This is a genomic window from Rhodoferax sp. P1_F3, from assembly GCF_056405715.1.
In genome coordinates this window covers 229,850-256,273 of the sequence record NZ_JBFUBO010000005.1, presented here as the reverse complement: position 1 = coordinate 256,273, position 26,424 = coordinate 229,850, and the positions used below count along the sequence as shown (strand labels likewise).

24 protein-coding genes are annotated in these 26,424 nt (G+C 59.9%); all 24 read right to left on the bottom strand.

All coding sequences use genetic code 11. From position 1 onward, the window contains the following. Positions 1 to 24 precede the first annotated feature (24 nt). Genes AC1DZ5_RS10695 through AC1DZ5_RS10580 form a run of 24 tightly spaced genes read right to left on the bottom strand, consistent with a single transcriptional unit; the run spans position 25 to position 26,421 of the window. Complete coding sequence (locus AC1DZ5_RS10695) at positions 25 to 585, bottom strand: sugar transferase (protein WP_477888807.1); 561 nt, start codon at positions 583 to 585, stop codon at positions 25 to 27. Further along, entirely contained in the window at positions 582 to 1,535 is a 954-nt protein-coding gene (locus AC1DZ5_RS10690; protein ID WP_477888805.1) for a UDP-glucose 4-epimerase family protein, read from the bottom strand. The genes AC1DZ5_RS10695 and AC1DZ5_RS10690 overlap by 4 nt, the downstream gene beginning before the upstream one ends. Next, a complete protein-coding gene (locus AC1DZ5_RS10685; RefSeq protein WP_477888803.1) occupies positions 1,532 to 2,713 on the bottom strand; it encodes a glycosyltransferase family 4 protein in 1,182 nt (393 codons plus the stop codon). Before AC1DZ5_RS10685 ends, AC1DZ5_RS10690 begins: the two co-directional genes overlap by 4 nt. Next, the gene (locus tag AC1DZ5_RS10680) at positions 2,710 to 4,380 is read right to left on the bottom strand and encodes a heparinase II/III family protein (protein WP_477888801.1); all 1,671 of its coding nucleotides are present in this window, start codon (positions 4,378 to 4,380) and stop codon (positions 2,710 to 2,712) included. The genes AC1DZ5_RS10685 and AC1DZ5_RS10680 overlap by 4 nt, the downstream gene beginning before the upstream one ends. After that, on the bottom strand, positions 4,380 to 6,533 hold the full coding sequence (locus AC1DZ5_RS10675) for a bi-domain-containing oxidoreductase (protein ID WP_477888799.1): 2,154 nt from the start codon (positions 6,531 to 6,533) through the stop codon (positions 4,380 to 4,382). The genes AC1DZ5_RS10680 and AC1DZ5_RS10675 overlap by 1 nt, the downstream gene beginning before the upstream one ends. A 17-nt stretch (positions 6,534 to 6,550) precedes the next feature. Further along, entirely contained in the window at positions 6,551 to 7,771 is a 1,221-nt protein-coding gene (wecC, locus tag AC1DZ5_RS10670; RefSeq protein ID WP_477888797.1) for a UDP-N-acetyl-D-mannosamine dehydrogenase, read from the bottom strand. Next, positions 7,772 to 8,917, bottom strand: coding sequence for a non-hydrolyzing UDP-N-acetylglucosamine 2-epimerase (gene wecB / locus AC1DZ5_RS10665; protein ID WP_477888795.1), 1,146 nt, complete (start codon positions 8,915 to 8,917; stop codon positions 7,772 to 7,774). Next, the gene (asnB, locus tag AC1DZ5_RS10660; protein WP_477888793.1) at positions 8,914 to 10,857 is read right to left on the bottom strand and encodes an asparagine synthase (glutamine-hydrolyzing); all 1,944 of its coding nucleotides are present in this window, start codon (positions 10,855 to 10,857) and stop codon (positions 8,914 to 8,916) included. Before asnB ends, wecB begins: the two co-directional genes overlap by 4 nt. Positions 10,858 to 10,869: 12 nt before the next feature. Continuing rightward, positions 10,870 to 11,805 carry an NAD-dependent epimerase/dehydratase family protein gene (locus AC1DZ5_RS10655; protein WP_477888791.1) on the bottom strand — a complete coding sequence of 312 codons (936 nt, stop codon included), beginning with the start codon at positions 11,803 to 11,805 and terminating at the stop codon, positions 10,870 to 10,872. Beyond that, a complete protein-coding gene (locus AC1DZ5_RS10650; RefSeq protein ID WP_477888789.1) occupies positions 11,802 to 12,887 on the bottom strand; it encodes a glycosyltransferase family 4 protein in 1,086 nt (361 codons plus the stop codon). Before AC1DZ5_RS10650 ends, AC1DZ5_RS10655 begins: the two co-directional genes overlap by 4 nt. Then, entirely contained in the window at positions 12,884 to 13,771 is an 888-nt protein-coding gene (locus AC1DZ5_RS10645) for a glycosyltransferase family 2 protein (protein WP_477888787.1), read from the bottom strand. Before AC1DZ5_RS10645 ends, AC1DZ5_RS10650 begins: the two co-directional genes overlap by 4 nt. Further along, positions 13,768 to 14,529, bottom strand: a complete 762-nt coding sequence (rfbF, locus tag AC1DZ5_RS10640) for a glucose-1-phosphate cytidylyltransferase (protein WP_477888785.1) — start codon at positions 14,527 to 14,529, stop codon at positions 13,768 to 13,770. Before rfbF ends, AC1DZ5_RS10645 begins: the two co-directional genes overlap by 4 nt. Positions 14,530 to 14,532: 3 nt before the next feature. Beyond that, the gene (locus AC1DZ5_RS10635; RefSeq protein WP_477888783.1) at positions 14,533 to 14,961 is read right to left on the bottom strand and encodes a dTDP-4-dehydrorhamnose 3,5-epimerase; all 429 of its coding nucleotides are present in this window, start codon (positions 14,959 to 14,961) and stop codon (positions 14,533 to 14,535) included. Further along, positions 14,949 to 16,052, bottom strand: a complete 1,104-nt coding sequence (rfbG, locus tag AC1DZ5_RS10630) for a CDP-glucose 4,6-dehydratase (protein WP_477888781.1) — start codon at positions 16,050 to 16,052, stop codon at positions 14,949 to 14,951. Before rfbG ends, AC1DZ5_RS10635 begins: the two co-directional genes overlap by 13 nt. Positions 16,053 to 16,067: 15 nt before the next feature. Next, complete coding sequence (locus tag AC1DZ5_RS10625) at positions 16,068 to 17,963, bottom strand: TIGR04326 family surface carbohydrate biosynthesis protein (protein ID WP_477888779.1); 1,896 nt, start codon at positions 17,961 to 17,963, stop codon at positions 16,068 to 16,070. Then, positions 17,960 to 18,730, bottom strand: a complete 771-nt coding sequence (locus AC1DZ5_RS10620; protein WP_477888777.1) for a methyltransferase — start codon at positions 18,728 to 18,730, stop codon at positions 17,960 to 17,962. The genes AC1DZ5_RS10625 and AC1DZ5_RS10620 overlap by 4 nt, the downstream gene beginning before the upstream one ends. Position 18,731: 1 nt before the next feature. Further along, positions 18,732 to 19,505 (bottom strand): 3-deoxy-manno-octulosonate cytidylyltransferase, encoded by a 774-nt coding sequence (locus tag AC1DZ5_RS10615; RefSeq protein WP_477888775.1) that lies wholly within the window; start codon positions 19,503 to 19,505, stop codon positions 18,732 to 18,734. A gap of 24 nt (positions 19,506 to 19,529) precedes the next feature. Continuing rightward, the gene (locus AC1DZ5_RS10610; protein WP_477888773.1) at positions 19,530 to 20,810 is read right to left on the bottom strand and encodes a hypothetical protein; all 1,281 of its coding nucleotides are present in this window, start codon (positions 20,808 to 20,810) and stop codon (positions 19,530 to 19,532) included. Beyond that, positions 20,797 to 21,492 carry a hypothetical protein gene (locus tag AC1DZ5_RS10605; RefSeq protein ID WP_477888771.1) on the bottom strand — a complete coding sequence of 232 codons (696 nt, stop codon included), beginning with the start codon at positions 21,490 to 21,492 and terminating at the stop codon, positions 20,797 to 20,799. Before AC1DZ5_RS10605 ends, AC1DZ5_RS10610 begins: the two co-directional genes overlap by 14 nt. Before the next feature lie 2 nt (positions 21,493 to 21,494). Then, entirely contained in the window at positions 21,495 to 22,583 is a 1,089-nt protein-coding gene (locus tag AC1DZ5_RS10600) for a Gfo/Idh/MocA family protein (RefSeq protein ID WP_477888769.1), read from the bottom strand. Beyond that, positions 22,580 to 23,671, bottom strand: a complete 1,092-nt coding sequence (locus tag AC1DZ5_RS10595; RefSeq protein ID WP_477888767.1) for a pyridoxal phosphate-dependent aminotransferase — start codon at positions 23,669 to 23,671, stop codon at positions 22,580 to 22,582. Before AC1DZ5_RS10595 ends, AC1DZ5_RS10600 begins: the two co-directional genes overlap by 4 nt. Further along, positions 23,668 to 24,636, bottom strand: a complete 969-nt coding sequence (locus AC1DZ5_RS10590; protein ID WP_477888765.1) for a phosphoglycerate dehydrogenase — start codon at positions 24,634 to 24,636, stop codon at positions 23,668 to 23,670. Before AC1DZ5_RS10590 ends, AC1DZ5_RS10595 begins: the two co-directional genes overlap by 4 nt. Continuing rightward, the gene (locus AC1DZ5_RS10585) at positions 24,633 to 25,703 is read right to left on the bottom strand and encodes an AroB-related putative sugar phosphate phospholyase (cyclizing) (RefSeq protein WP_477888763.1); all 1,071 of its coding nucleotides are present in this window, start codon (positions 25,701 to 25,703) and stop codon (positions 24,633 to 24,635) included. The genes AC1DZ5_RS10590 and AC1DZ5_RS10585 overlap by 4 nt, the downstream gene beginning before the upstream one ends. Then, positions 25,696 to 26,421 carry an SDR family NAD(P)-dependent oxidoreductase gene (locus AC1DZ5_RS10580; protein ID WP_477888761.1) on the bottom strand — a complete coding sequence of 242 codons (726 nt, stop codon included), beginning with the start codon at positions 26,419 to 26,421 and terminating at the stop codon, positions 25,696 to 25,698. The genes AC1DZ5_RS10585 and AC1DZ5_RS10580 overlap by 8 nt, the downstream gene beginning before the upstream one ends. Positions 26,422 to 26,424: the final 3 nt, after the last annotated feature.

Here is a 26,424-nt window from a genome sequence, read left to right as displayed (position 1 = left end):
AATTAGTTGCCATTGATTTTCAGTTTAATGTGAAACGCCGTCTTGTCGAAATACCTTTATGGCAGTTAGGAAGATAATTTTTATATCCCAAAGTAGCGATTGACGATGTAAATACTCTACATCCAAAGCGACTTTCTCTGGAATAGGAAGTTCATCCCTGCCATTAATCTGCGCCCACCCCGTCAAACCAGGCACAAGCATATGCACGTCGTATTGGGTACGTAATTCAATCAAGTCATGTTGATTAAACAAGGCAGGACGAGGACCCACAAAACTCATATCCCCTCGGAGAATGCTCCATAACTGAGGAAGTTCATCAAAACTGCTTTTGCGCAAAAAACTACCAATGGGTGTCAAATAGTTGCGGGCATCGCTGAGCAAATGGGTAGCTAGTGCCGGCGTGCCGACGCGCATGCTCCTGAATTTTGGCATCCGGAACAGGATATTGTCCCGACCCACCCTGTCCGACCAGTACAGTACAGGGCCACGCGAAGTCAATCGCACAGCCAGCGCAACCAGCACAAATAGCAGCGCCAGCAGCGCTGCAAGCACGAGCGCCAGCAGCAAATCAAATAGGCGTTTCAATGCTTTTCTCCCTGCGCAAGCGATAGCAGCCCCTGATCCAGGGTCAAAGGTGGCGTCCACTGCAGTTGGTTCCGGGTGTATTCAATGTCAACCTGCAGGGATTCGCCCAGTCGGCGTACGGTCTCTCCGCGCCCAAACAGCACGGCCCCCAGCCTCAGAAGACATGGCGGAACTGGCAGCAGACGCGCTGGTCGACCAAGTGCCTGCGCCATGCGGCGGATCAATTCCGGGGTGGACACATCCTCACCATCACTGACCAGGAAAAGCTGGTTTTTCGCCTGAGGATGGGTCAAGCAAACAGAAATCAGGTCTACCAAATTGGCAAGTGCAACCAAGCTGCGACGATTCTGGATCGCCCCCAGTGGCAACGGAATACCCCGGGTGACTGCCCCCATCAACGCTGCGAAGTTTGCACGCACTCCGGGACCATACACCAGTGGCGGGCGAATGATGACAAACTCCATCCCGGTGACTTCGGCAAGCCGCCGCAGTGCAAGCTCAGCTTCCAGCTTGGATTGACCGTAAGGATCGCCGGGGGCCGGCGCATCCGCCGCGGTGAAAGGCCTTCCCGCTAGCGTGGACTCGCCGTTGACCTTGATTGAACTGACAAAGACAAACCGTCGCACGCCTGCGGCCGCAGCTTGGCGAGCCAGGTTCAGTGTCCCGTCCACGTTGACGCGGCGAAATTCAGCCAACGGGTCTGCCGCCGCGTCCTGCATGACATGCACCCGCGCCGCCAAGTGCACCACGCAATCGCAAACGGCACAGAGTGCGGACCAATCGGTCGCACCATCTATTGCGGGGATGGTGCACACCTGTACTGTCGTCGGCACTTCACAGACCGCGCTGCGCACTGCGGCCAGCACTAAATGGTCGCGGCCTGGCTGCACCAGCCGACGCACCAACTCCCGGCCGACAAAGCCGCTGGCGCCGGTGACCAGAATCTTCATGCAAACCGCTCCTGCAGCAACTGATCAATGCCCGCAGCCATGTCCCGCATGATGTTGTCGCGGGAAAATTTCTGCAAAAAGGCAGGGCGCAATGCGGTGCCCAGTGTGAGCTGTTCGAATACCCGCATTGCAGTTACCGCATCACACGGAGGAAAAACTACCGCGTTATGGACCTCCTGCGCCAGAAACTCCGCCGCATAGCCCGCTACGCCGGCCCAGACGGGCTTCCCGAGTGCCGCATATTCAAATATCTTGGACGGCAGGACCTTGCGAAATGCGTCGTAGTCATTCAGGTGCAAGAACAGCACATCGGCGGCAAGATATTCCTGAATCAAGGCATCACGGCGCACGGGCGCTAGCAATTCCACATTGCCGACCCGTCGCGCCGCCAGCGCCTGACGCAGCGCATCAATGCGGCCGCCGTCGCCAATAACCCGGAACCGAGCCCGCCCCTGCATCAGCAAGGCCAGTTCAGGGAGAATATGGTGCAGGCCCTGACCCTCGCCAATATTTCCTGCATACAAAATGGTTATTTCGCCGGTACTGCCCACCGCATCCGGCGCGGCAATCGGCGGCATAAATTCGGCATCAATGCCATTGGAAAAAAAAGAAAGTTTTTGTCGCGGATAGCGTGTGCGAAAGTAGGATTCAAACCCAAGCGATACTAGGTTGATCCTGTCAGCTGCGCTAAAAGCCCATCTCTCCAATATGGAAAACAAGGGCTTGGCGACAGCCGCCAGCACCGGCTGCAATACATCGCCAATAGTGTCGACAAATATGTCGCGAATATCCAGATACAGCAGTGCGCTTTTTTGACGTGCCATCTTGGTAGCCAAAACCGCAGTCATCAGCCGTGACGAGGTACCGATCACTAGGTCATAGGTTTCTGACCGGGTCATCCGCAGAGTTTCACGGTAATAGCGTAGAAAAGCCCGAGACTGATCACGCATGCCGCTGCTGTGCGACGGCAGTGCAATGCGGGTAATCCGGAGTCCGAGCCGCTGCTCAGTCTCTGGCGCCTCAGCCGAAAAGCTCTGGTAGCGATTAGGCAGGGTACTGATCACATCCAGTTGCGCATGAGGAAACCTCTGTACCAGGGCCCGCACCAACGCCTCAGCGCGGAAGGCCCCGGCGCAAAGGTCCGGTGTGAAATAAAAACTCAATACCAGTATTTTCAAACCGCGTTGTCCCACTCAATTGTCGTGCTGATAGTGTTGCCCGCGAACTGTACAGCCAGGCAATGGCTGGCCTCGCTGCGACCAAAGCCGGGATGCCAGGTCGAGGTCCGAATAGCCAATGCTCCGCCCTCAACGGCAACGCGAATGCGCCGACCATCGGCACCACGCAACATCAGTGTATTGGCGTCCCGGGTTGCCGGTTCAACCTGCACCGCAGGATGCAAATGAAAGAAGGCACTGGCGCTGGTGTAATGCCCTTCCACAGTGTCCACCACCTGCAGGCCCGCTGCATCCATAGTCCAGCGACGTCGGTGCAGGTTGCGCCCTGGAAGCCGCCGGTAGCCATCGTGCTCGGCGGACACCCGAACAAACGAGGCGCCAGGCTCAACCAGAACCTGCAGCGGCCGGGCCCGGCGTGCCACCCGAAATCCACACCAGACCTCAGATGAATCGACTCCGTCGATCACTACCGTGTTGTGGGCCGCGGTTCCTCGCTGACGCAGGCGCTCCGGGCCCTCTCCGTAAACCGATGTGCCCGAATTGACCAACAAGCGATGGCCATACAAGCTGAGTTCGAAGCTCAGAGTGTCGGCATGGGCGTGGCCAGGCAGGTAGTCCGGACCGACCCGCGCCACATCCAGCATTGCCACGCCGGGTCCCATGGCTAAACGGCAGTAACCGCTCTCTCGGCCATACCAAACCTTAGGCAAGCTGGCAGTGGCTGCAGGCTTCACAGCGTCGCAGACCCGGCAGGCATAGCGCAGCAGGTCGGCATACCGCGGTGCAATACCCATGGCACTGTCGTTGAAAAAGGCCGGTTCACCGTCCGGATGCGTCATCGCCTGCAACCACAATATCGCCCGCTCGAGCACCCGGCTCCAGCGCGGCACACAGGCAGCCAGCCCCGGCAGCCCACTCTGGCGTGCCAGCAGCAGCAGATCGCACAAGTCCCAGCTCATGGTGGCGTGGTACATCGGCGACAACTCGAAATGAGCCCCGTCCGCAAGGAACTGTTCTGGGATTTCCTGCTCCAGAATCGCCAGCCCGTCCGCCAACCAGCGCTCTGCCCGCTCACCCTGGAACCAAGCACCGGCGAAGACTAGAGCCTTGGCATTGGCGAACAGATGGTTGCCCAGGATATGCCACTCCAGCCGCTGGTGCAGTGCCTGCGCTTGGTCGGCCAGGCTGGCGCACCAGTCCGCAGGGATCGCATCGGAGCAGGATGACCACCATTTGATCCAGTTGACGATGCGCAGCGAGGTCGGATACGGCTCCCAGCCATTGCCCTGGCCGGGCCGGTTCTGTGCAATCCAACGTTGAACCCACTGCACATGGTCCGCACGTCGGTCTCTGGCACCGATGGCACCGACATCATCAAAGTAATGCAGGTTATAGAGCCATAGTTTGGAGCGGGCCGGATCGTTCCAAGGATTCACCGCGTTGGGCAGGCCCGGCTCATTGAGAAAGAGCAACGTCCCGTCGTTGCGCAGGCAGGCAGGCATCCAGGCTGGCCAGGAACTGGCAGCGGCGGTAGCCCAGGCACGTACCGGCTGCGCACCCACCGCGTGCGGCGCCGGTCGCGACAGCGCATATTTCAGTCGGTAGACAAACTGCTGCCAGCGCAGGTAGCGCAGCGTATGCCAGTAGAGCAGCAGCCACTTACACATCAATTCGTGCCGGCGCTGTCCTGGTGCCGCAACAGGTCCGCGACGCGCAGGGTGACCCGGGCTACTTCAAAAATCTCATCGACCGGTATCGCCGGCACACCGGTCTGAACTGCTTGCAAAAAGGCCGCGGCACAGTCACGCTGCCCCTTATCCTGGCGCCACAGGTTCATGGAACTGAACCCAGTCCAACCAAAGCCCTTGAGCTTGCGGAAGTTGTCCAGCTGCAATATCCGCTGCGCAACAAACACCTCGACGCGTTCTTTCGCAAAACTGGACGCACCATTGGCCAGATACAGGATGGTGCCGAACGAACCATCGGCAAATCCCAGAGTGATGGATGCCTTGTCCTGCGTCACCTCCACCCCAGCGGCCTCACCCATGCAACGCGCCTGCATCGAGACGATGGGCGCGCCGGCAAGGTGGCGCATCAGGTCAATAAAGTGGCATGCCTCGCCAATGATGCGGCCGCCACCTATGGCATCGTCCTGGGTCCAGTGGCTGGAGGGAATGGCACCAGCATTGACCGTGATGATGAAGGATTTTGGCTGCGAGACAGTGGCCAGCAGCGCCTTCATCTTGCGGACCTGGGGCGCGAAACGCCGGTTGAAGCCCACCATCAGCTGCCGGCCAGCCCCCTGCTCCATTGCCCGGCCGTAGGCAGTCTGCAAGTCGTCCACTTCCGACGGGTGCAACGCGAGCGGTTTCTCCACAAACACATGCTTGCCGGCGCGCAGTGCGTCCAGACTAAGCTGAGCGTGGCTGTCATGGCGAGTCACGAGGACTACGGCATCCATTGCCGGTTCTGCTAGCATAGCCGCAACATCTGTTGAAGCTTGTACAAAGTCGGCACGCTCGCCATGAATCACCCCGCTGATGCCAGTCGATGACACCACGGTGTGAAACTGAGCGCCCGCACTCTTGAAAGCAGGGATGAGGACGCGCGAGGCATAGTTTCCGGCGCCGACCATTCCCAGCACCGGTCGGCCAGTCTCAAAACGGGCCGCCGGATTTAGGGTGACGGAGCGGACATCCCGTTGCGCGGTCGGCGAGTTGTATTGCAACAGCATGCCCAAACCACCGCCACCGGCGGCCAGTGCCTCGTAAGCAGCCGGCGCGTCTTCAAAGGCAAACCGGTGGGAAATCAGCGATGCAACCTGGAGTTGTCCTGACGCCAGCATGTCGAGCACGGCCTCGAAGTTGCGTTGCTCAGTCCAGCGCACAAAGCCCAGCGGATAATCATTGCCCTGGGCTTCGTACTGCGGGTCATAGCGACCCGGCCCGTATGAGCAGGACACCTGGAACGACAGCTCCTTCTCATAAAAATCAGCGCGCTGCAACTCCAGCCCGGTGACTCCGACCAACACGATGCGGCCCCGCTTGCGCGACATGCGGGCCGCCTGGGTAACGGGCGTGGATTCCTTGGTCGAGGCGGTGATGATGACGCCATCTACACCCTGACCCCTGCTGAACGCCATGCCAGCCGCTACCGGGTCTTCACCAAGGCCAGGATTGCAGGTCACTGCGCCAAAGCTACGCGCCAGCACGAGCTTGGTTTCATCAAAATCAATCGCCAGCACGCGGCAGCCCTGCGCCCGCAACAGCTGCACGGTAAGCAGCCCGATCAGACCAACGCCAGTGACCACAAAGGCTTCGCCCAGCGTGGGCTGCGCCAGCCGGATGCCCTGCAACCCGATGCTAGCCAGCACCACAAAGACAGCTGACTCATCGTTAACCGCGTCCGGAATGCGAACACACAGGTTTTTCGGCACTCGCACCAGATCGGCATGCGGGCCGTTCGAGACCACCCGGTCGCCGACGGAAAAGTGTTCCGCACCCATGCCCACCTCGGCCACCACGCCCACGTTGCAGTAGCCCAAGGGCAGTGGCTGCGCCAGCTTGGACTGCACCGCCTCCAGCGTCGTCAGCAAGCCGTCGGTCCTGATTTTTCCCAGCACCATCTGGACTTTTTCGGGCTGCTTGCGCGCCTTGTCCAGGTAGGAGGCACGCCCAAAATCGACCAGCATCCGCTCGGTACCGGCTGAGATCAGGCTGCAACGGGTATGTATGAGCAAATGACCGGCCTTACTCTCCGGGGCAGGCGCCTCGACCACCGAGGTCACCCCGTTGGCCATGTTTTGCAGTACTTGTTTCAATGTGCGTCCCGCCAGAATCAGAACATTGCCCCGCAGTAGTCCAGGGCGCCGCTGGCGCGCAACCGGTCCCTGACTGCAGGCTGCGTGAAGGATTTGTGCTTGACCAGTACCACCAGCACATCAGCACTGTCCAAGGCTTCGTCCAGCTCAAGCAGCGGCAGGCTGTCATGGCTGGTGATGTTGGGCTCAACCGCCACCACATCATAGGACTGGGCATGCAAGGTCATCGCGATATGCAAAGCCGGCGATTCACGCAGGTCATCGATATCCGGCTTGAAGGCCAACCCCAGGCAGGCTATGCGCGGCCGGCGCCCGCGATGTGCCATGGCATCTGCCACGGCCACCTTGATTTGGTCTACGACCCATTCTGTCTTACGGTTGTTGACGTCGCGCGCGGTGCGGATCAGCCGGGCATTGTCCGGGTCACTGGCGACGATGAACCAGGGATCGACCGCAATGCAGTGACCACCGACGCCTGCCCCCGGTTGCAAGATGTTGACGCGCGGATGGTGGTTGGCCAGCTGTATCAGTTTCCAGACATCAATGCCGGAATTGGCGCAGAGCATGGAGAGCTCATTGGCAAAGGCGATGTTGACGTCGCGAAAACTGTTTTCGGTCAGCTTGCACATCTCGGCGCTGGCGGCGTCAGTCACCAACACCTCCCCCTTTACGAATCCACAGTAGAAACCGCTAACCGCCTGCGAGGCCGCCACAGTCAGTCCGCCCACCACGCGGTCGTTTTCGACCAGCTCCGTCATGATCTTGCCAGGCAGGACCCGCTCCGGGCAGTAAGCCATATGGATCCCATCGACATCAACGCCAGCTTCGCGCAACACGTCAGCCATTTTGCGGGTCGTACCTACTGGAGAGGTCGACTCCAAGATGACGAGGTCACCAGCCTTGACATAGGGCGCAATACTGCGCGTCGCGGCCAGCACGTAATCGATGTTGGGCTGTGGAATGCCCGGACCTTCATGAAAGGGCGTGGGCACGCAGATCATGTAGACGTCGGCGCTACGCGGCGTGGTGTAGGCACGCAGGGTGCCGGCGGCCACGGCCGAGCGTACGAATGCGTCCAGGTCGGGCTCGACGATGTGGATGCGCCCCGAGTTGATCGTATCGACCGCATACTGACTGACATCGACACCCACCACATCATGGCCATGGCTGGCCAGCAAGGCGGCCGTTGGCAAGCCTATATAGCCCAAGCCCACAACACAAATGGTCCGTTTCCGCATTTATATTTTCCTCAGCATGTCGATGATGCGCGCGCAGGCCTGTCCATCTCCGTAAGGGTTATGGGCGTGCGCCATCGACTGGTAACTTTGCGGGTCGTCCAGCAATTCCTGCACATGGCTGATTATCCGTGCCCGGTTGGCGCCCACTAGGCGCACGGTACCCGAGTCCACCGCTTCGGGGCGCTCGGTCACATCGCGCATGACCAGCACCGGCTTGCCCAGACTAGGCGCCTCCTCTTGGATGCCACCACTGTCTGTCAGCACCATGGAGCAATGTTGCAGCAGACTGGCGAACGGCTCATAGTCCAGCGGTGCGATCAGATGCACGTTGGTCCGGCCCGAAAGCATGGCCATGACCGGTTGCTGGACGTTGGGATTGAGGTGCACCGGATACACGAAATGTACTTGCGAATTGGCGTCGGCTAGGTCGGCCAGCGCCTGGCAGATCTGCAGGAACCCGTCGCCAAAATTCTCGCGCCGGTGGCCAGTAATCAATACATAACGGCTGCTCTGCCAGGGGAACGGCAGCACCGAATCAATGGCCTGCTGGACATTCTGGCGCCGCTCCGGGTCGGCGGCGATGCGGGCCAGCACCCACTGCAAGGCGTCGATCACGGTATTGCCCGTCACCAACACCTGTTCTGCGCGCGCGCCTTCGCGCAGCAGGTTCTGTCGGCTCAATTCGGTCGGTGCGAAGTGGAGACTGGCGACCTTGCCAATCACCTGGCGATTGAACTCTTCTGGGAACGGTGCCTGCAGGTTATAGGTGCGCAGGCCAGCCTCGACGTGGCCCACCGGAACGCCTTGGTAAAAACCAGCCATGGCAGTAGCCATCGCGGTGGTAGTGTCCCCATGCACCAGCACCATGTCAGGCGCAACGCTGAGCAGCACCTTGCGCATCCCCAGCAATACGGCGCCGGTGACGTCAAACAGATCCTGTCCCGCGCGCATCAGGTCCAAATCAATGTCGGGCTTGATCTCAAACACCCGCAGAACCTGGTCGAGCATCTGGCGGTGCTGGGCCGAGACGCAGACGGTCAGTTCGAATGCATCGGGACAGGCAGCCAGTGCATGACACAGCGGTGCCATCTTGATCGCTTCGGGCCGGGTTCCAAATACCAGCAGTACCTTTTTCCTGGGGTTCATGCGTTGTCCATGATTCGGTCGGCGTTTGCCGGGGCGGCCGTGTGCCGATCCAGGAAATGACGGCACCAGATTTCGATACAGACCATGGACAGCAGCGTGTAGTTGGCATCAACGGTACCGGCGTCGTTGGCCTGCAGCAGCCGCGCCACCGCAGTGGGATCAAATATGCCACGGCGTTTCAGGCTGTCAGCCGACAACAAGTCTCCCACCATCCCGCGCAGATCATGGCGCATCCAGCGGCGCAACGGCACACCGAAGCCTGACTTGGGGCGGTAGATGACGTCATGCGGCAGGTACGGCTCCATGGCGCGCTTGAAAATCCATTTCCCCTGTGCACCTCGCTGCTTCAGGCCAACTGGCAAACGGGCGGAAAACTGCACCAAGTCCAAATCCAGAAATGGTACCCGCACCTCCAGGCCCTCTGCCATCGACATCTTGTCGGTGTAGTTGAGGTTGTGATCAGCCAGAAAGAAGCGTTGCTCCAGCGCCAGCATGCGATCCAGTGGTGGTGCCGAGGCGGGCATGCCGTTGAGAAAGTCCAGCATGGTGCTTGCCGCCAGCCTTCCGCCCAGCGCCTGCCGGAATTCGGCGCTATAGAGTGCTTGCAGGTCGGCCTCGCGGATCCAACGGAAGTACTCTACCAGCCGGGCATCGCCGTCCAACGAAGCACCAGCCAGTGCCTTGGAAATGCGCCGACTCAGCGCCGTCTGCTGGTTCAGCCCTGCCGCCAAGGATTGCAGCGCGGCACGCGCCGGTCGCGGCAACCACGCCCAGTAGCGCTCGGCCTGCACCGCACGGTGTCGGCGATAGCCAGTAAACAGGTCGTCGCCGGCGGTGCCGGACAGTAGCACCTTGATGCCATGCCGGCGCGCCAGCGCGCTGATGTAGCGAACATTCAGTGCGGCAGGATCGGCCAGTGGTTCGTCGAGCTGAATCACCATGGCCTGCAGATCCTGCGCCATGGTAGCCGGATCAACCTGTACCACATGCAACGGCACGCCCAGATGCTGCGCCACCCGACGCGCATAGGGCAGATCATCGGCAAAGCCCTCGTCCTGGGCACCCTGGACATCGATCGAGTAGCACTGGATGTCAGGATTCTGTTCCCGCGCAAAGGCCACCACAGCACTAGAGTCCAGCCCACCAGACAGAAAGGCTCCGACTGGAACGTCGGCAACCATCTGGCGCTGCACCGCCTGACGCAGATGAAAGACCGTGCCTTGCATAGCCTCTTGTTCGTCCACCACCGGCACTCCATCGCCCCGCATCAGCGGCAACCGGTACCAGGTCCAGCGCGCCACCGCAACGCCAGCCTGAATCCGCATTGCCTCGCCAGGCAGCAGCTTGCGGACCCCTTGCAACGGGGTACCTTCGCCAGGACACCACAGGAAACTCATGTAGTTATGTAGTGAAACTGGGTCAAGAACATGCACCGATGGCACGAACTGAAGCAGACTCTTGATTTCGCTGGCAAAGGCAATGGCATTCGCAGTCTGCGCGAAGTACAACGGTTTGACACCCAGAGCGTCACGCGCCAGGAGCAAGGATTGGCTGCGGCCATCCCAGACACCAATGGCAAAGATACCGTTGAGGCGGGACAGCATGGCGTCGCCTTCTTCTAGGTACAAGTTGAGCAGCACCTCCGTATCGGAGTGACCACGAAAGACGTAACCCTTGGCCTCTAGCTCAACGCGCAGTTCGCGGAAGTTGTAGATTTCACCGTTGAAGACCAACGCCACGGCACCGTCATTCGCCAGCATCGGCTGGTGGCCGGCGGCACTGAGGTCGCGGATGGCGAGGCGGACAAAGCCCAAACCGGTCCTACCATCGGCCGAGTAGTACTGCCCGGAATCGTCCGGCCCGCGATGGGCCATGGCCCGCATGGCCGCGCCCAGGTCTGCGACCTCTACCGAACCCGAATAACCTGCGATGCCGCACATAAGCCAATTCCCTCAGTTCGAACGCACCCGCAGGCCGTGATGGCGCAGGGTTTTTGCAATGCCATCGGCAATGCTGGTCATGGGCTCAAAATCCAGTACCTGCCGGGCCAATGTGATGTCCATCACACTAAGGGGAATATCCACCGCGCGCGCCGACGCCTGCACCACGGACAGCGTCTGGCCGGTAAGTTCCTGCACGGTATCAACCACCTGACGCAGGGAGTGTCCCTGACCCGCTCCCAAATTGATGATGGCGGGGAGCCCGTCGCGCACGCCGCCACGCAGCATGGCCTCGGCCATATCGCTGACGTAAATAAAGTCACGCACCATGGTGCCCGCGTCACGCAGCGTCAGGGCCTGGCGGTTCAGCAAACAGCCGATGGCGATGGCTACGAAGCCCTGACGTCCCTGCAGACTCTGACCCGGTCCATAAGGGTTGGCCAACCTCAGGAGGCGAACCTCAAGACCGCGCTCGCGTTGCGCCATGAGGAGAAATTTTTCCACCGCCAGTTTGTGCACACCGTGGGCGCTGATGGGATCGGTGGCAGCACTCTCGTTTATGGGAAAGTGGTTCTGCACGCCATACACCGAGGCCGAGGACGCAAAAACCATTCGGGTTACACCGACCTGCGAACATACTTCCGCAAAATTCAGTGAACCCACTACGTTGTCATGCAGCTCCCGAGCCACATCCACATGCAGGTCGCCCGGCACCGTACTAGAGACCAGATGGTAGGCCAGCGCGGCGCCCGAGAGAGCCGTGGTCAGTGCGACTAGGTCATGGAAGTCGCCAATGGTCCAAAGCACCGCATCCTGGAACTCGGGCGGGCAGGGATTGCGGTCGAGCACCTGAACCCGGTACCCTTGGGCCAGAAAGGCGCGCACCAGATGGTGGCCGATAAAGCCGACTCCGACGATCGCGACAACCTTTGCGTGAAGCCGGTTCATGGCAGATCCAGCAGTCGCAGATAGGAGGCCACGAATGCCTCCGTGCCGTAGTAGGTAGAGGCTCGGTCAAACGCCGCCACCGCCAGTCGCTCACGTGCCACCGGATCCGACAGCAGACGAATGATTTCTGCCGCCAGTTTGTCAGGTGAGCGCACCGGCACCAAACTACCGGCACGCCCCTGGTCCAACACATCGGCAATCGCGCCTACGTCCGATGCAATACAGGGCACGCCCAAAGCCATGGCTTCCAGCAAAGCAACCGGCAGTCCTTCGGCGTGGGACGGTAGAACAAACAAGGCGGCACTCCGTAGTTCATGCATGAGCACCCTGCGGTCCGTGATCGGACCGACCATTTCCACCTTGTCCGCCAGTTGCCGGCGCGTCAGTTCATGGCACCAGAAGGCCTGCTGGTCAAACAATGGGCCCACCAGGCGCAAGCGCGCGTCGGGCTGTCTGGACACCACCTCGGCAAACGCATCGAGCAGGTCCACAATGCCCTTCTCGGGAATCATCCAGCCGACATAAATCACCCGCATCGCATCGCGCTGCACCGGCGGTGCTGGCCGCCAAAAACCAGGCGCCACAGTAGCGGCAAAAACCTTGACATCTGTCTGTGAAAAAATCCCTCGGTAGAAATTAAGCCAGGTCTGGGACTGCGCGCCCAGCCGCATCGCCGGGTGCGCCATGCTGCTACGAGCCAAGGCTTGCAGCGACGGCCGCTGGCGTTGCCAGAATGCCGGGAAGTTGCCGTCGACCATGGCCAGCACTGGTTTGCGCCCCAGCAGCAGGACAAAGGCGCTCCACAGCAGCTTTTCGTAAAAGGAAAGCCCAGCACTGGAAAACATCAACACCCGACCGCCACGTGCGATGCACAGCGCGGAACGACCGATCCGAAGCAGGTTGCGCAATGGCCGCAGGGTACCCGCCAGCCCATCCGTTTTGGACAACGGCGCCGCAAACAGTATGTCCTCACGACCGGAGAGGTTGGCATGCAGCATCTGGACAATGGACGCCACTCCGCCGACTGGCGGTGGCAGGCTGGCGAACACCAGGGAACGGGGACTGCGCAGGCTGACATTCATGCCTTACGCCCGAGGTGGGACAAGACTAGCATCGCGAGCGATTTCAGCCGAATTTCGATGGAACGGGATGCCGATGCAGCGAACAGCAACTCAGGCACCGCCGCCGCGCGATGGCCGCTGGCGAATAGATGCCGCCCCCGCGCATAACGCAACCAAGATTGGTGGATACGTAGCTGGTCAGGACCAAGCACATGCACAAAAGGCGCGCATGCCCGGGCCATGGGCTCTGACATGTCACGTCGGGAAACGCCCTGACCATGCACCAAGTAGAAGCCCAGCACCTGGGGCAGGTACAGGAAGCTGTCGGTCAGCTGGGCCAAGTTCAGCCAGCAGGCATAGTCCGCCGCAGCACTGAATTCGCGGGATTCGATCCGGTCAGCCACTTGCAGCAACAGCGCCCGCCGAACCATGACAGCGGAGGTCGCCAGCGCATTGCCACGCACTAGCAGGTCTGGCAATACCGGCCGCGTCGTCTGCCAACAATGGATTTTCCGGCGTCGCAACAGACTTCTGCCAGAACCGACCAGCGTAAGGTCGTGGTACAAAACATCGACACTGGACTGCAGCTGCGGCACGCAAGTCTCGAGCTTGTCTGGAGTCCACCAGTCGTCCGAATCTAGAAAGGCGACCCACTCTCCCCTGGCCTGCCCTACGCCCATGTTGCGGGAGGCTGCGATGATGCCTTGGTTGTGAATCTGCAAAAACTGAATACGCGGATCGTTGTAGCCTTCTACCAGTTGCTTCGTATTGTCGGTGGAATGGTTGTCCACAATGATCAGTTCCCAATGCGGGTGACCCTGGGCCAGTACCGAATCGATGGCGCGTGCAATCAGATGCCCATGGTTGTACGAGGGCATGACGACAGAGATGAACGCAGGGCTCACGGCAGCCAGGGCGCTCCCTCGCGCCATAGCGACTCCAGCAGATCGTGATCACGCTTGGTGTCCATGCAATGCCAGAAGCCATCATGTTTGTAGGCCATGAGTTCACCCTTGCGCGCGGCGGTTTCCAGCGGCTCCCGCTCCAGCAGCGTGCTGTCGCCTTCGATGAGGTCCAGGAAACGGGGCTCGATCACGAAGAAGCCACCGTTGATCCAGCCTTCGTGCATCTGCGGCTTTTCCTTGAAGGAATCGACCCGGTCCTCCACGATACCAAGTTCACCAAAGCGGGCCGCAGGGCGCACCGCGGTGACCGTCACCATCTTGCCGTGCTGGCGGTGGAAGCGGAGCAGCGCGTCTATATCGACATTAGCTACACCGTCGCCATAGGTCAGCATAAAGGTCTCATTGCCGACATACTCACGCATGCGCTTGACACGCCCACCGGTCATGGAAGCGTCGCCAGTATGTACCAGCGTCACATGCCAATCCACCGGATCGACCTGATGCGGCGCAACTACACCAGTGGCAAGATTGACCGTGAAGTCCGCATTCAATGCCCGATAGTTCAGGAAATACTCCTTGATGATCGCGGCCTTGTAGCCCAATGCAACATAAAAATCCTTGTGCCCGAAATGTGCAAAAATCTTCATGATGTGCCACAGGATGGGCTTGCCGCCAACCGGCACCATGGGCTTTGGGATGACGTCGGTATATTCCGAGAGACGTGTTCCAAATCCGCCCGCCAACAGGACCACTTTCATGTTTCAATTCCAATCGTAGTTAACCGCATCGATCCCCAAACGCTCCACCTCCAGTGGGTCGTGCTCGATGTTTGCCAGATTCAATACCAGACTCGGTGCCTCCGACCTGCCCTGGAATCCAAACCAGAAGCCCGGCGGAATGGTCAACCGTACATAGCGGGACTCGAGCCCGATCACTTCCTCACGGAACGACCCAGGCTGGCCATTCCAGAGCACAAAGCGCACGCTACCAACCGGAACCAGCAGGTTCATGGTCATGCGCAGGTGGCGCTTCCAAGCCTTGACAATCCCCGGATTAACCCAGGAAAAATATGCCTCACCAAAACCAGCGAAGCCTGTATCGCTCTGCCTCATGGCGTGCAGGACGTCACCGCCCGCCACCTCGACCCGTTTCAGCGGCGTGACCTGAACATCACTTGTTACTGCGCCCATGGTAGCCCCTGCAGCCTTGCGATTTCACAGTATTCCTGCACTTGCCGTGCGGTAACTTCGGCAATCCTAGACGGCTCGCGGTAATACGCACCGTACCACTGCGCAGTCATGCGCACAGTATCTTCGAAGCCCATGGCAGCATGCCATTGCAGTTGGTGAAGGGCCTTGTCGCAGTTGAGCTTGAGCAACCCTGATTCGTAGGGCCCTTTCACTGATCGGGAGACATCCTCCCAACGCACTTGGTTCCAGTAGCGGGCCATTTGCTCCACAAGCAGGAGTACGCTGTGGTTCTGCTGTGCAGGAGGGCCGAAATTGAACGATTCCCCGTGAAGAACCGGCTGCTGTGCCAGCGCGGCCGCAAGTGCAAGATACCCGCCCAAGGGCTCCAGCACATGCTGCCAGGGCCGGGTCGCTCCCGGATTACGCAGCTGGGCCACATCACCCCGTGACCAAGCGCGCACGCAATCGGGCACGATGCGGTCAGAGGCCCAGTCGCCGCCGCCGATCACGTTGCCAGCGCGCGCAGATGCAATGCGCACCTTGCTGCTGGAGGCCGAAAAAAAAGACTTCACATGCGAGCGTATGACCAGCTCGGCAGCCCCTTTGGATGCACTGTACGGGTCCGGCCCGCCCAGTGCGTCGGTCTCGCGGTAGCCCCAGACCCATTCCACATTGTCATAGCATTTGTCGCTGGTGATGAGCACTGCTGCACAGGGCTTGTCCAACGTACGCAGCGCTTCCAACACATGCAGGGTACCCATGACATTGGTCTGCCAAGTTTCCAGCGGATCGTCGTATGAACGGCGCACCAATGCCTGTGCAGCCAGGTGGAACACAAAGTCCGGCTGCACCTGGGCCACCACTTCCCGTACCGATCCGACATCCCGCACATCCGCGCGCAGGTCCTGCACGCTGTCGGCCATGCGCGCAGCCTTGAAGTGGGACGGCTCGGTCGGCGGGTCCAGCGCAAGGCCCACCACCCGGGCCCCCAGCGTAGTCAACCAAGCAGTCAGCCAGCTGCCTTTGAAGCCAGTGTGCCCCGTGACGAGAACGCACCGCCCTTCAAACACCTTATTCAGATACGAGTTCATCTATCCCATTCCTTCCTATTCATTGCCCCCCGTTGCAGCGGCAACAGATAGCCCCAGCAGATTTCTCCATCGCTTTAGGTCGCCATCCAGGTAGAAATACTCCTCACCCCCGTGCATGCGTTGGTTGTACGGGTTGCTGGCCCCCAAGACAGCCAGCAGTTGCTGTGAAGACTCGAAAAATACGACCCCGGGCTGCCCCCTGAGTGGGCTCAGATTGAGGTACTGCCCTGAGTGCCCAATTATCACTGGTTTACCCGCAAGAAATGCATCCACGCAGGCCGAAGTACTGTTCCCGGCGATCACGCAATCACAGCGCAGCAGCAGCTCGGGCAAATTCCCGCCGACCACAGGAATATCGACGCTAGCCATTTGCACCGGGTCCACGAGGTAGGCCGGGTGCGGCTTGAACGCAAAGCGATAGCTAGGCGGCAGCAGCTCCTTGGCCTGGCATACCGCCTGCAACAAATTGCGCAGGCCGTCCGGCTCCATGTCCCCGACGATCAAAACCCGGGTTTCCCGCGCCCCCCCCTCATCGGCCGCAGGGACCGCTTTGGTCCGCGCCAGGCCCAAATAGCGCAATGCTTCCACCGGGCTCAGCCGGCTAGCGCCATAACCTTGGGCCAGCAGTGCAGCCCTGGCGCCTTCACCATTGACTGCCACGCGATCCGGCATGGGCATGCAGTCTGATCCCGCTTCTTGGAAGCTGCGTGGATCTTCGGCATAGTACAGATGCCAAAATGGCACAGTGGCGTGCACGACCCCCGTGATGTGACCGTGCCCGTGTCTGCGCCACGCCGCCAGAAAGGCCTTTTCCCAAGCCTGATTCTCAAAAAGATAGAGTCCGCGCTGCTGTTGCGGGATGTCGCTCAACGCAGCGTCAAACAAGTGGACATTCAGGCAATTGGCGAAAGCAACGCGGCCGACCAGTGAGCTCGACCACGCGGCGCGCAGCACAGGCCATAAAAAGGCTGGCATGTGATGCACCTGTAGCCGCACAGCCATGCCACGGAGCACCCAGGCGCGCGACAGCAGAAACAGCCAACTGCGCAGCGAACGCAGTAGCACGCGTACCCCCACGTAGGAATCCACAAACCCGTGCACCCCAAGGCCCGGATCCGCGCCATTAAACCGGCGCGCCAGTTCCACACCGGCGCGTGCGTCCGGCGCAGCCTCTCCTGGCCAGAAATTCTGAAGCCAGTTGAGCTGCAATCCGCTGTCTGCCAACACATTCGGCAAGGGGCCCCATTGCCGGGATTGAAACTGCCCGGCCTTTGCCGCATTTCCGTCAAGGTGCGCAAAATAGGAGCAAAACAGAAACGCGTTTTCGCCAGAATTCCAGTGCAACGGCCGCATCTGGCGCAGCGGCCAACGCCGCACCAGATAGGCGCATACCGCCAACGGAGCCTGCAGCCATTCCGGCACACGTTTCTTGAGCGCTATTCGGAGTGGCTGCCGTCGCTCCTGAGCGACCTGCGGCTCATACAAGAACACAATCTGGTACTGGGCGCACAAAACCCGTACGGCTTGGGCAAGAATGCGGTCTGCGCTGCGCAATACCAAGGCTTGGGGAGGGGTCTCGCGCAAGAAATCCTGTAGCGCCAGCAGACGCAGTGCTTGGTAGATTTCGGGAGTCTTGAACGGGCTTTTTTCAGCCAGCAGGCCCATCCACCAGAAATTGTTGCCCGCCCCGTCCTGCAGATGCCGGCGAACCGGCAGACCCGCCACCGGCAGCGTGCCGAGCTCATGAACAAAAGCGAGATAAGTCTTGCGTAGCCTGTCACCATGCAATTCCAGGTGGGCAGGTATCGAGATCAACCCTTGCGACACCTCCGTGGAACGCCAGTGAAAGACCTGACCATCCCAGGACGGTGGCGCAGCGGGCAAGTCCCAGATCAGCCCGACCGATTTCACCGAATCTCGCCCCTCAATGTGCGAACAATGTCATCCGGCAATTGCAGCTGCATGTCGATCGGGCCCATCGCCGCCGCCGGCAAACGCTTGCGCAGCGCCAGAGCGACAAAACACAAGCGACTGTAGGGCGTGACCGCCGTCGCCGATGGCACCCCCCAGTATCCGTGCGCCCGCATACTCTGTGGACCAAGATGGCCAAGCTGCCCCCACAACTCTTTTGCGTTAGACACAACATAAGCCGCACGTTCGCCCTGCATCAGGCCGTCGGCATTCATGTACTGGTGCGAACGTTCAAAATCCTTGCAGCCCGGGCCATCCGTCAACCGGAAGGTCGCCACCATATGCCCGCCGGGTGCCACATGAGACCAGACCACCTGCAGCATGTCCTCAAACTGCACATTCCAGTCGATGCAACTGAGTGAGAACACCACGTCATACTGCTTGCCGGCCAGCTGCTCCGAGTCAATCTTCAACACATCACCTTGGTGGATCTGCGCCTGCGGGTTCATCCGGCGCGCCGCTTCGGCGGCGGCGGCATTGATCTCAACGCCTTGATACCGGTTGATACCGAAGCGCTCCTTCAACGCCAAGCCAAGGCCGCCACAACCGCAGCCCACATCCAGGATGGTGCTGTCGGGTGCCGGATTCACGGCCTCCAGAAGCGCACGCTCCGAAGCATAGAACTGGTCCCATCGGATGCGGTGGGCAGAAAAGTACTCGGACAGCCAGGCGGTCTGGTATTCGATGTTGCGTTGCGGGCTGCTCATACTACTTGTAGCTTTCCCAAAGCGCATCGCCCTGCATGTATTTTTCAACCAACTGAATGTCGCTCGGACTGTCCACGGAATAGGACTGGATGTTCGGATACGGGGCGATGTGCTGGCGGAAGCCCATGTCCAGAATGCGATTGCTGTCGCAGGCTTCCAGGCGCTCCAGCCGGGTTTCCGGGTGTTCGGTGAACATCCGCAAGTATTTCCAGCGGAACGCAAAAATGCCGTAAATGCGGCGCGCCATCAAGTCTGCCGAAAACTCACCCTTGCAATACGGCAGTGGGGCACGCGAGGTGTACAAGACCTCGCCGGCAGCGTTGTGGATCAGTTTGACGGTATCCGGGTTCAGCCAGATATCCTTGTCCACAACATGCATGGCCAGAATGGTTCCCGCCTTGCTCGCATCTTTGAGCAACGGCTCGATGACCGTATCAATCATATCGGGGCGCATCATGGGTTCATCCCCTTGCACACACACCACGATGTCCTGATCGCCTACAGGCTCTCCAAGCCGCTGAACGGCTTCGGCGACCCGGTCCAGCGCGCGCGCGTGATGCGAGCCGGTCATGGTGCAGGAAATGCCCTTGGAAGCCGCGAAGCTGGCGATCTCGTCGTCGCATGTCGCCAGCGTGAGTTGGGACCAGCCCGTATACATGGCAGCGCGCAGAAGCACGTGCTCCACCATAGGGCGCCCTAGGATGGGAAACATGGGTTTGCCGGGGAAACGCGAGGCGGCCATGCGCGCAGGTACGATCCCATAAATCTTGGTCATATGTGAATTCCTTTCAGTGAAATCTTAGCGGGTCAACCCATCCGTTGCCGCGCCTCCCGGTGGGCGGGCAGCCAGCAGCATTGCGCACATCAATAGCCAGCCATCGTTAAATAATACGTCACCGAGATAGAGCAGCACGAGCAGATAACTAAGCAATGCCATGTGCAGCCATTGCCAAGAGGGATGTTCCATGCGACCCAGTCCGGCTTGCAGCCAGATGCGCAAGCTCAATACAAGCCATGCGCAAAACAGCGGGACCCCCGTAGCGCCGGCCAGACGCAGGTAGGAGTTGTCGCCAAAACCTATGCCCTCGGGGCTGCGTAAGCTTCTGAGCAATTCAGCGGGCACGCCGAAGAAGAAATATGTCCAGTTGAAACACAGCGCTTCCGCCAGCAGCACATTCTTCTGCGTCCTGCTATACATGCCCTCCACGCGGTAACGGTCCAGCAACTGGGGATAGCGCACCACCACCACCACCAGCGCCATGACCCCCAGCACTGCCCCAACCAGCACCAGCAACAGGCGACGGGTCTCCGATTTTGCCGTGGCTATCTGCTTGACCAGCAACACGAGAAAAGGTACAGACACGTACACCATCGCCACCCGGGACAGCGAAGGGATCACTGCCGTCACAAGCAGAAGCCACAGTCCCAGGCAGCCACCCAATATCGGCAACGTCACCGGACACATTGTCCGTAAGGCCAGGAGGTAGCAGGCCGCGAACGCAGCTACACTGATCATCTCGGCATAGGCCGACGGGTTTCCCAGCGTTCCGGCTTCCCGACTGGTGAACAATGGCCATTCCTCGGTCACGAAGTAGACCAGCCCACGTAAATAGGCGCCGGTACCAGTCACCACCTGCGGAAACACGTAGACATGCAACAGCCCGACCAGCGCCTGCACCACTCCCTGCAGCAGAACTAGGTACAAGAACCATCGCTGGAATCGCGCGTCACGGGACGTCGCAAGCCCGGTCAACAGAGCGAACGGGAACAGGAAAAGCGGCCGGGTATTGACCACTACCTCGGCAACACCCGCATCCGGCCAGTACAGCCCCGCCCATATGCCAGCCATCCATAGCATGGCGCATAGCAATAGTAGGTGGCGTCCCMGCGCCCCCCCCGCCCGTACGACGACAACAGACATGCCGGCAACAGCCATACCCAGAGACAGGATCAGCCAGAGGTTCTTGCCAAACAGCGTGAGCTTGAAGAGCGAATGCAGCAAGGCCTGGTGGGGCAGTACAGCAAGACCTGCCAGCAATGCCAACTGCCCACCGACGACGAGTCGGTCACAACGCTGCATGGGGCGGGGTTTTCCGCTGCAGCCACAGAACCTGCAACAACACGACAAACAGGGCTACGAGCAGACTCTGCAAAGCCATGACCATGCCCCTGGCACGCGGTGCGAACGTGGTAAATGACTGCACCGTTACGCTGTGGATGCCCTGCGCGGCCATCAACGCATGCCGCTTGGACTCCATGACGGCTCCCAAAGCCCTGGCCTCCTCATACAGTTGCTCAACACGCTGGGCACGCAATGACGCATAGTTGCGCTGCAGATAGTTTGCCTCAAAGATCTTGGCACGTTGTTCTGCCTGCAGGGCGCTGAGCTCAACCTCCATGGAAGATAGGCGCATGTCAATGCGCGTCTGCGAGCTCGCATAGAAAGCCCCGAGAAATTGCTTCAACTCGCGTTCGGCCTGAGCAGGGTTTTGATCCTTGTAGACCCAGACGCGCAACACATAGCGTTCGGCGACTTCGGCCACGGGAAACTCAATCTCGATGCCCCGAAACGGTGACAGGGAATACAACGGCATGATGTCAGCACGCGCAGTCAACGGTACTTCCAGCGCCGCCTCATATCCTTGCAACTGCCCTAGCCGGTACTGCCTCCAGCCATAAAAACCCACACCCGCAAGCGCAGCGACCAGCAGCACGGCGCCCATGGTGCGCAGGCGCTGCTGCATGGAACGCGAGCGGCGCATCATCAGTCGCCGACGCTTCGGTACAGCCCCGCAAGCGCATCGTCCGAACGCCCCAACCGAGTGCTTTCCTCGCCCTCATTGACCTGCACCCAGCCGGCGCATTCGTCCGAGCGGTAGAAGGCATTTAGCAGCTTCATCGATGCCAGCACGTCCTCGTACTCGGCAGAATAAGGCGTGCCACCGGACAATGCCGCGACGATGTCGCTGTACATCTGCTGGTGGCCATTGCCGTATACATTGCCGGAAAAGTCTTCCGAGCTGGCGGCGCAGGCTGCGGGCTCGGGGGTATAGACCTGCAATTCATTGACGGCAATACCGCCTATCTGCGCCAGCCCGTTCTCGCATACCAGCGACAAGCTGGCTTCGTAGTCCATCGGGCGCGCCGCGGTGGTGATTTCTAGGCTGCCGATGGCACCGCTGGCAAATTCAAACACGGCGGTGGCGGTGTCCTCCACCTCGATTTGCGCTCCCAATGTTCGGTGGGTAGAACACACCCGCAGCACCTCACCGCCGAGCTTGCGTAGCAGGTCGATATGGTGCACGCCCTGATTGGTCAGGCAACCGCCATCCATGGCGTAGGTGCCGCGCCATGGCGCCAGATCGTAATAGCGTTGCGGACGACACCAGCGCACACGCACCGCAGCCGAACGCAGCGCACCCAGCTCTCCGTCACGCAGGCCCCGCAGCACGCGTTGCACTGCCAGATTGTGGCGATTCTGAAATACCGGAAAAATGCGCACACCGGCCTGCTTCGCTACCTCATACGCCTGCCGCACCTGGGACGGCTTCATGAAGGTCGGCTTTTCCACGATGACGTGCTTGCCATAACGCTGCATCACTTCCAGCGCGTGCTCAAAATGCATGCCCGAAGGCGTCACGATAGCCACCATATTGATGCCGGGATGCTCCCGCAGCATGCGGTGGTAGTTGTCATATGCCGGCACACCAAATTCGTCGCGATAAACGTTGGCTTTTGCAATATCCAGGTCGCACACCGCCACCAGTTCCGAACCGACCGTCTTGAAAATGGACCGGCAATGGTGACCCGAGATGCGGCCGCAGCCGATGATTCCAACCCGTACAGTGCTCACAACAGCTCTCCCAAGACACGCTCAATACGTTCGATGACAGGCGCAAGCACGGCCGGGGGCGCCATGCTGAAGCGGCTGAAGCCAATCAAACCTGGCACCGAAAAACTTTCCCGGTACAGCACATGGCCACGCAGAGCAGCATGCACTTGTTTCGCATGGTCGCCAAAGTGCACATGCAGGAAGTTGCCATGGGTCCGGAGCACCCGCAGCCCCAAGCGTTCCAGCCGCTGCGCAAATTCGGCCTTGCCGTGCAGCGTGCGCTCTACCGATTGCTGCATGGCCGGCACATGGTCCAGCATGCGCTCCATGAATTCGGTGGCCAGCGTGCTGACCTCATACATAGGCCGCAATTTGTGCAGCAGCGCGGCAGTTGCCGGCTGGGTCACCAAGTAACCGATGCGCAAGCCGGCCACACCCCATGCCTTGGCAAAAGTCCGGGCCACCACCAGATTAGGGGACTGTGCAATCCACGGTACCGCCGTCCAGGCATAGAACGGGTGATAAGCCTCGTCGATCAGCAGCACGCTGCCGGCCAGTTCGCATTCACGCAGAAGTTCCGCCAGCACTTGCGCACTTTGCACCGTTCCGGTAGGACTGTCGGGATTGGGCAGACAGACCAGCTTGGGGCGCTCGCGGCGGATGGCGGCAAACAAGGCCTGCACATCCAGTTGCGGGCCATCGGCGCCATCGACATAACCGATCGCATTTGCCTTGGCGCCAAACATCTGGCAGTACACCGGATACATGGCAAATGTCGGATAAGTGTGCACCACACTGTCGCCAGTTTCAACAAATGCTTCGAACGCCAGCCGGATTGCGCCGTCACTGCCAGGTGTCAGCAAAAGGCATTGCGGGTCCACGCCCAGCCATTGCCCCAAGCGGCGGTACAACTGCCCGGCTTCCGGGTAGTTAGTCAGCGCGGCCGGCGAAATCTGGCCCAGCAGCTCGTGGGTTAGCGCCAGCAGTTCGGGATCCAGATTTTCGTTTTTGTCCAACCAGATTGCACGAAGATCTCGAGGCACCGAGTCCAGCGCATGCGGACGCACCAGATCCGGGTTGAGCAGCGCCCGGCGCGGCCGTATGGTCATGCCGCACCTCCGGGGAGCATGCGACCCGTGGCATCCAGCGGGAAGTGCTCATCCAGCCCAGCAATGGCAGAGCGCCCCATTGCGAGGATCGCTTCGCGTGCGCTACCGCCAATATGCGGCGTTGCCAAGAAATTGGACAGGCCGAGCAACTCGGCATCCTGCGGCGGCTCCTGGGTAAACACGTCGAATGCGGCGGCCAGTAGTTGACGGTTTTGCAGCATGTGCTTGAGCGCTGTCTCGTCCACGAGACCACCACGCGCCAGATTGATGAGTACCGCGTCGGGTTTCATCAGGGCCAAGCGCTGGGCCGACAACATGTCCCGCGTACTATCGTCCAGCGGGACATGCAGGGTAACGATATCCGACCGCTGCAGAAGCGCCTCGAGGCTAGTCGGCGTGACCTGATGGTCGCGGTAAAAATCCGAAAACTCCAGAATGTCGTGCGCCAGCACTGTGCAGTCAAAGGCGCGCAACAATTTGATCAGGTCCTTACCGACATGCCCGCAGCCGATCACACCGACCACGCGGCCAGTCAACAACCCCCCGGTGGTCTGGCGCCAGACGCCTGAACGCACCTCCTGATTCACAATCGGCACGTGGCGCAATAGAGAGATGGCAAATGCGATTACGAGTTCGGACACAGAGCGCTTGTTAACGCCACCTGTCCACCCCAGACGTTTGCCCATGCGATGCATGGCTACCTTGTCAATCATGTCCAAACCAACACCATATTTGCCAATGACTTTCAGGCGGGGCAAGCGACTGAGCACCGACACATCCACGGTTTCCAGCGCCGTAATGGCTTTGTCGCAATCGGCAAGGAAATCTACCAGGCTGTCACCGGCCAAGGAGCGGCCCGCGTCATTAAACTTGACCTTCTTGTATCGGCTCAGCAACTCAGCACGCAGCACAGGGTTGGCGGAAAAAGATCGCGAGCAGACGCCCACTTGGTCGGTTTCGTTCATGCAAGTACCTCATCAAAATAGGCTTGCAGGTCGGCGCGAAAAGCATCATCCGGTGTCACGAAAACACGCTCAACCTGTGCACTGTCACCGACTGGCAGGATAAGACCCAGTTGGTTCGAGGTATTTTTTTTGTCTTTGCCCAACGCAGCCAGCAACCTGTCCAGCGGCATGGGCGTGCGCTGGAAGACTGCGTAATTCTTCTGTAGCACCGGGTGCATGCGCTCGAAATGCCCAGCGCCCAGCAAACCGCGCCGCGTGGCCACGAAGTTGGCAATATCCATGCCTATCGTCACCGCGATCCCGTGGGGGATGACATGCCCTGTTGCTGACTCGATGGCGTGACCAAAGCTGTGCCCATAATTGAAAATATTGCGGATGCCGCGGTCAAACTCATCTTCCTCGATGTAACGCTGTTTGATCAGCAAGGCCTTGCGCACAAACCCCAGCAGCACCCTCTGATCTACAAGCAGCGCGTCGTAGCTAGCAGCAATTTCGTCATAGGCGGCGGGCCCTGCAATGGTATGGACCTTGAGCATTTCGCCAATGCCGGAGCGCATGTCGCGCAGGTCCAGCGTCTTCAGAAAGGCGGTCAGGATCACCACCCGTTGCGGCGGATTGAAGGTACCCAGGATGTTCTTCACCTCGCCCAGGTTGATCGAGCTTTTCGAGCCTATGCAGGAATCTGCCTGGGACAACAATGTAGTAGGGAAAAACTCCCATGGAACACCGCGTAACAGTGTGCTGGAAATGAAGCAGGTGATGTCCTGAACGATGCCGCCGCCGATGGCCACCAGCTTGTGCTGTCGGCGCACCCCGTTGGCAACCAGTTGCTCTATCACTTTGCCGACCTGCTCGTAGCTTTTGGCGTTTTCCGTGGCATCGATGAAGATGGTAGTGGGGCATTGCAGCACAGGGGCCAACTGATCACGGTACAGCTGCGCCATCCGGGCGTCGATCAGAAAATGTGCGCCTGCAGTCACAGCATTGGCCAGCACGCTCCAGTCATCCGTGAGGAATTCCGCACTGTACAAACCTTTGTGCGACTGGATGCGAAGTGGCTCAAACACGGGTGAACCCTCCATCAATCGCGATGTTCTGACCCGAGACATAGGAATTTTGCTCGCTGCCCAGCCAGCAGACCAGGCGCGCAATTTCCTCGACCGAAGCCAGCCGCCCCAGCGGTACCTGCGCCACCAGCTCGCGGATGCCCTGCGGCCCCAGCATGCGCTGCGTCAGCTCGGTATCGGTAAAGCCCGGGGCAACACAGTTGGCCAGAATACCGTCCGCGGCCACTTCAGCAGCCAGTGCGGCTGTCAGGCCGTCCAGCGCAAATTTGCTGGTGGAATACGACGCCCTGTGCGCCTTGCTGATCTTGCCCCATATGGAGGAAATGTTAACGATGCGTCCCCACCGGCGCTGCCGCATGCCGGGCAGCACGGCCTGGCACAACATGAGGGGGGCAACGACATTAATCTGCTGGATTTGCAGAAAATCGTGCGCAGAAATCTCTTCGAAAGGCTGGTTCTTGTTAATGCCTGCGTTATTGATCAGGACATCCACCTGCAGCACGCGAAGCTGCCTAGCGCAGTCTTCAATGGTCTCGATCCGGGAAAAATCGCTAACGATGTATTCATCCACCCAATCCATATCGCCCATCGCCGATGTGCCCACACCGATCAGATAGGCGCCTGCTCGACGGTATTCCTGTGCGATGGCTTTGCCTATCCCTCGCGTGGCGCCAGTGATGAGTATCCGTTTGGGTTGGCCGGTATCTGCGGCAATCACCGA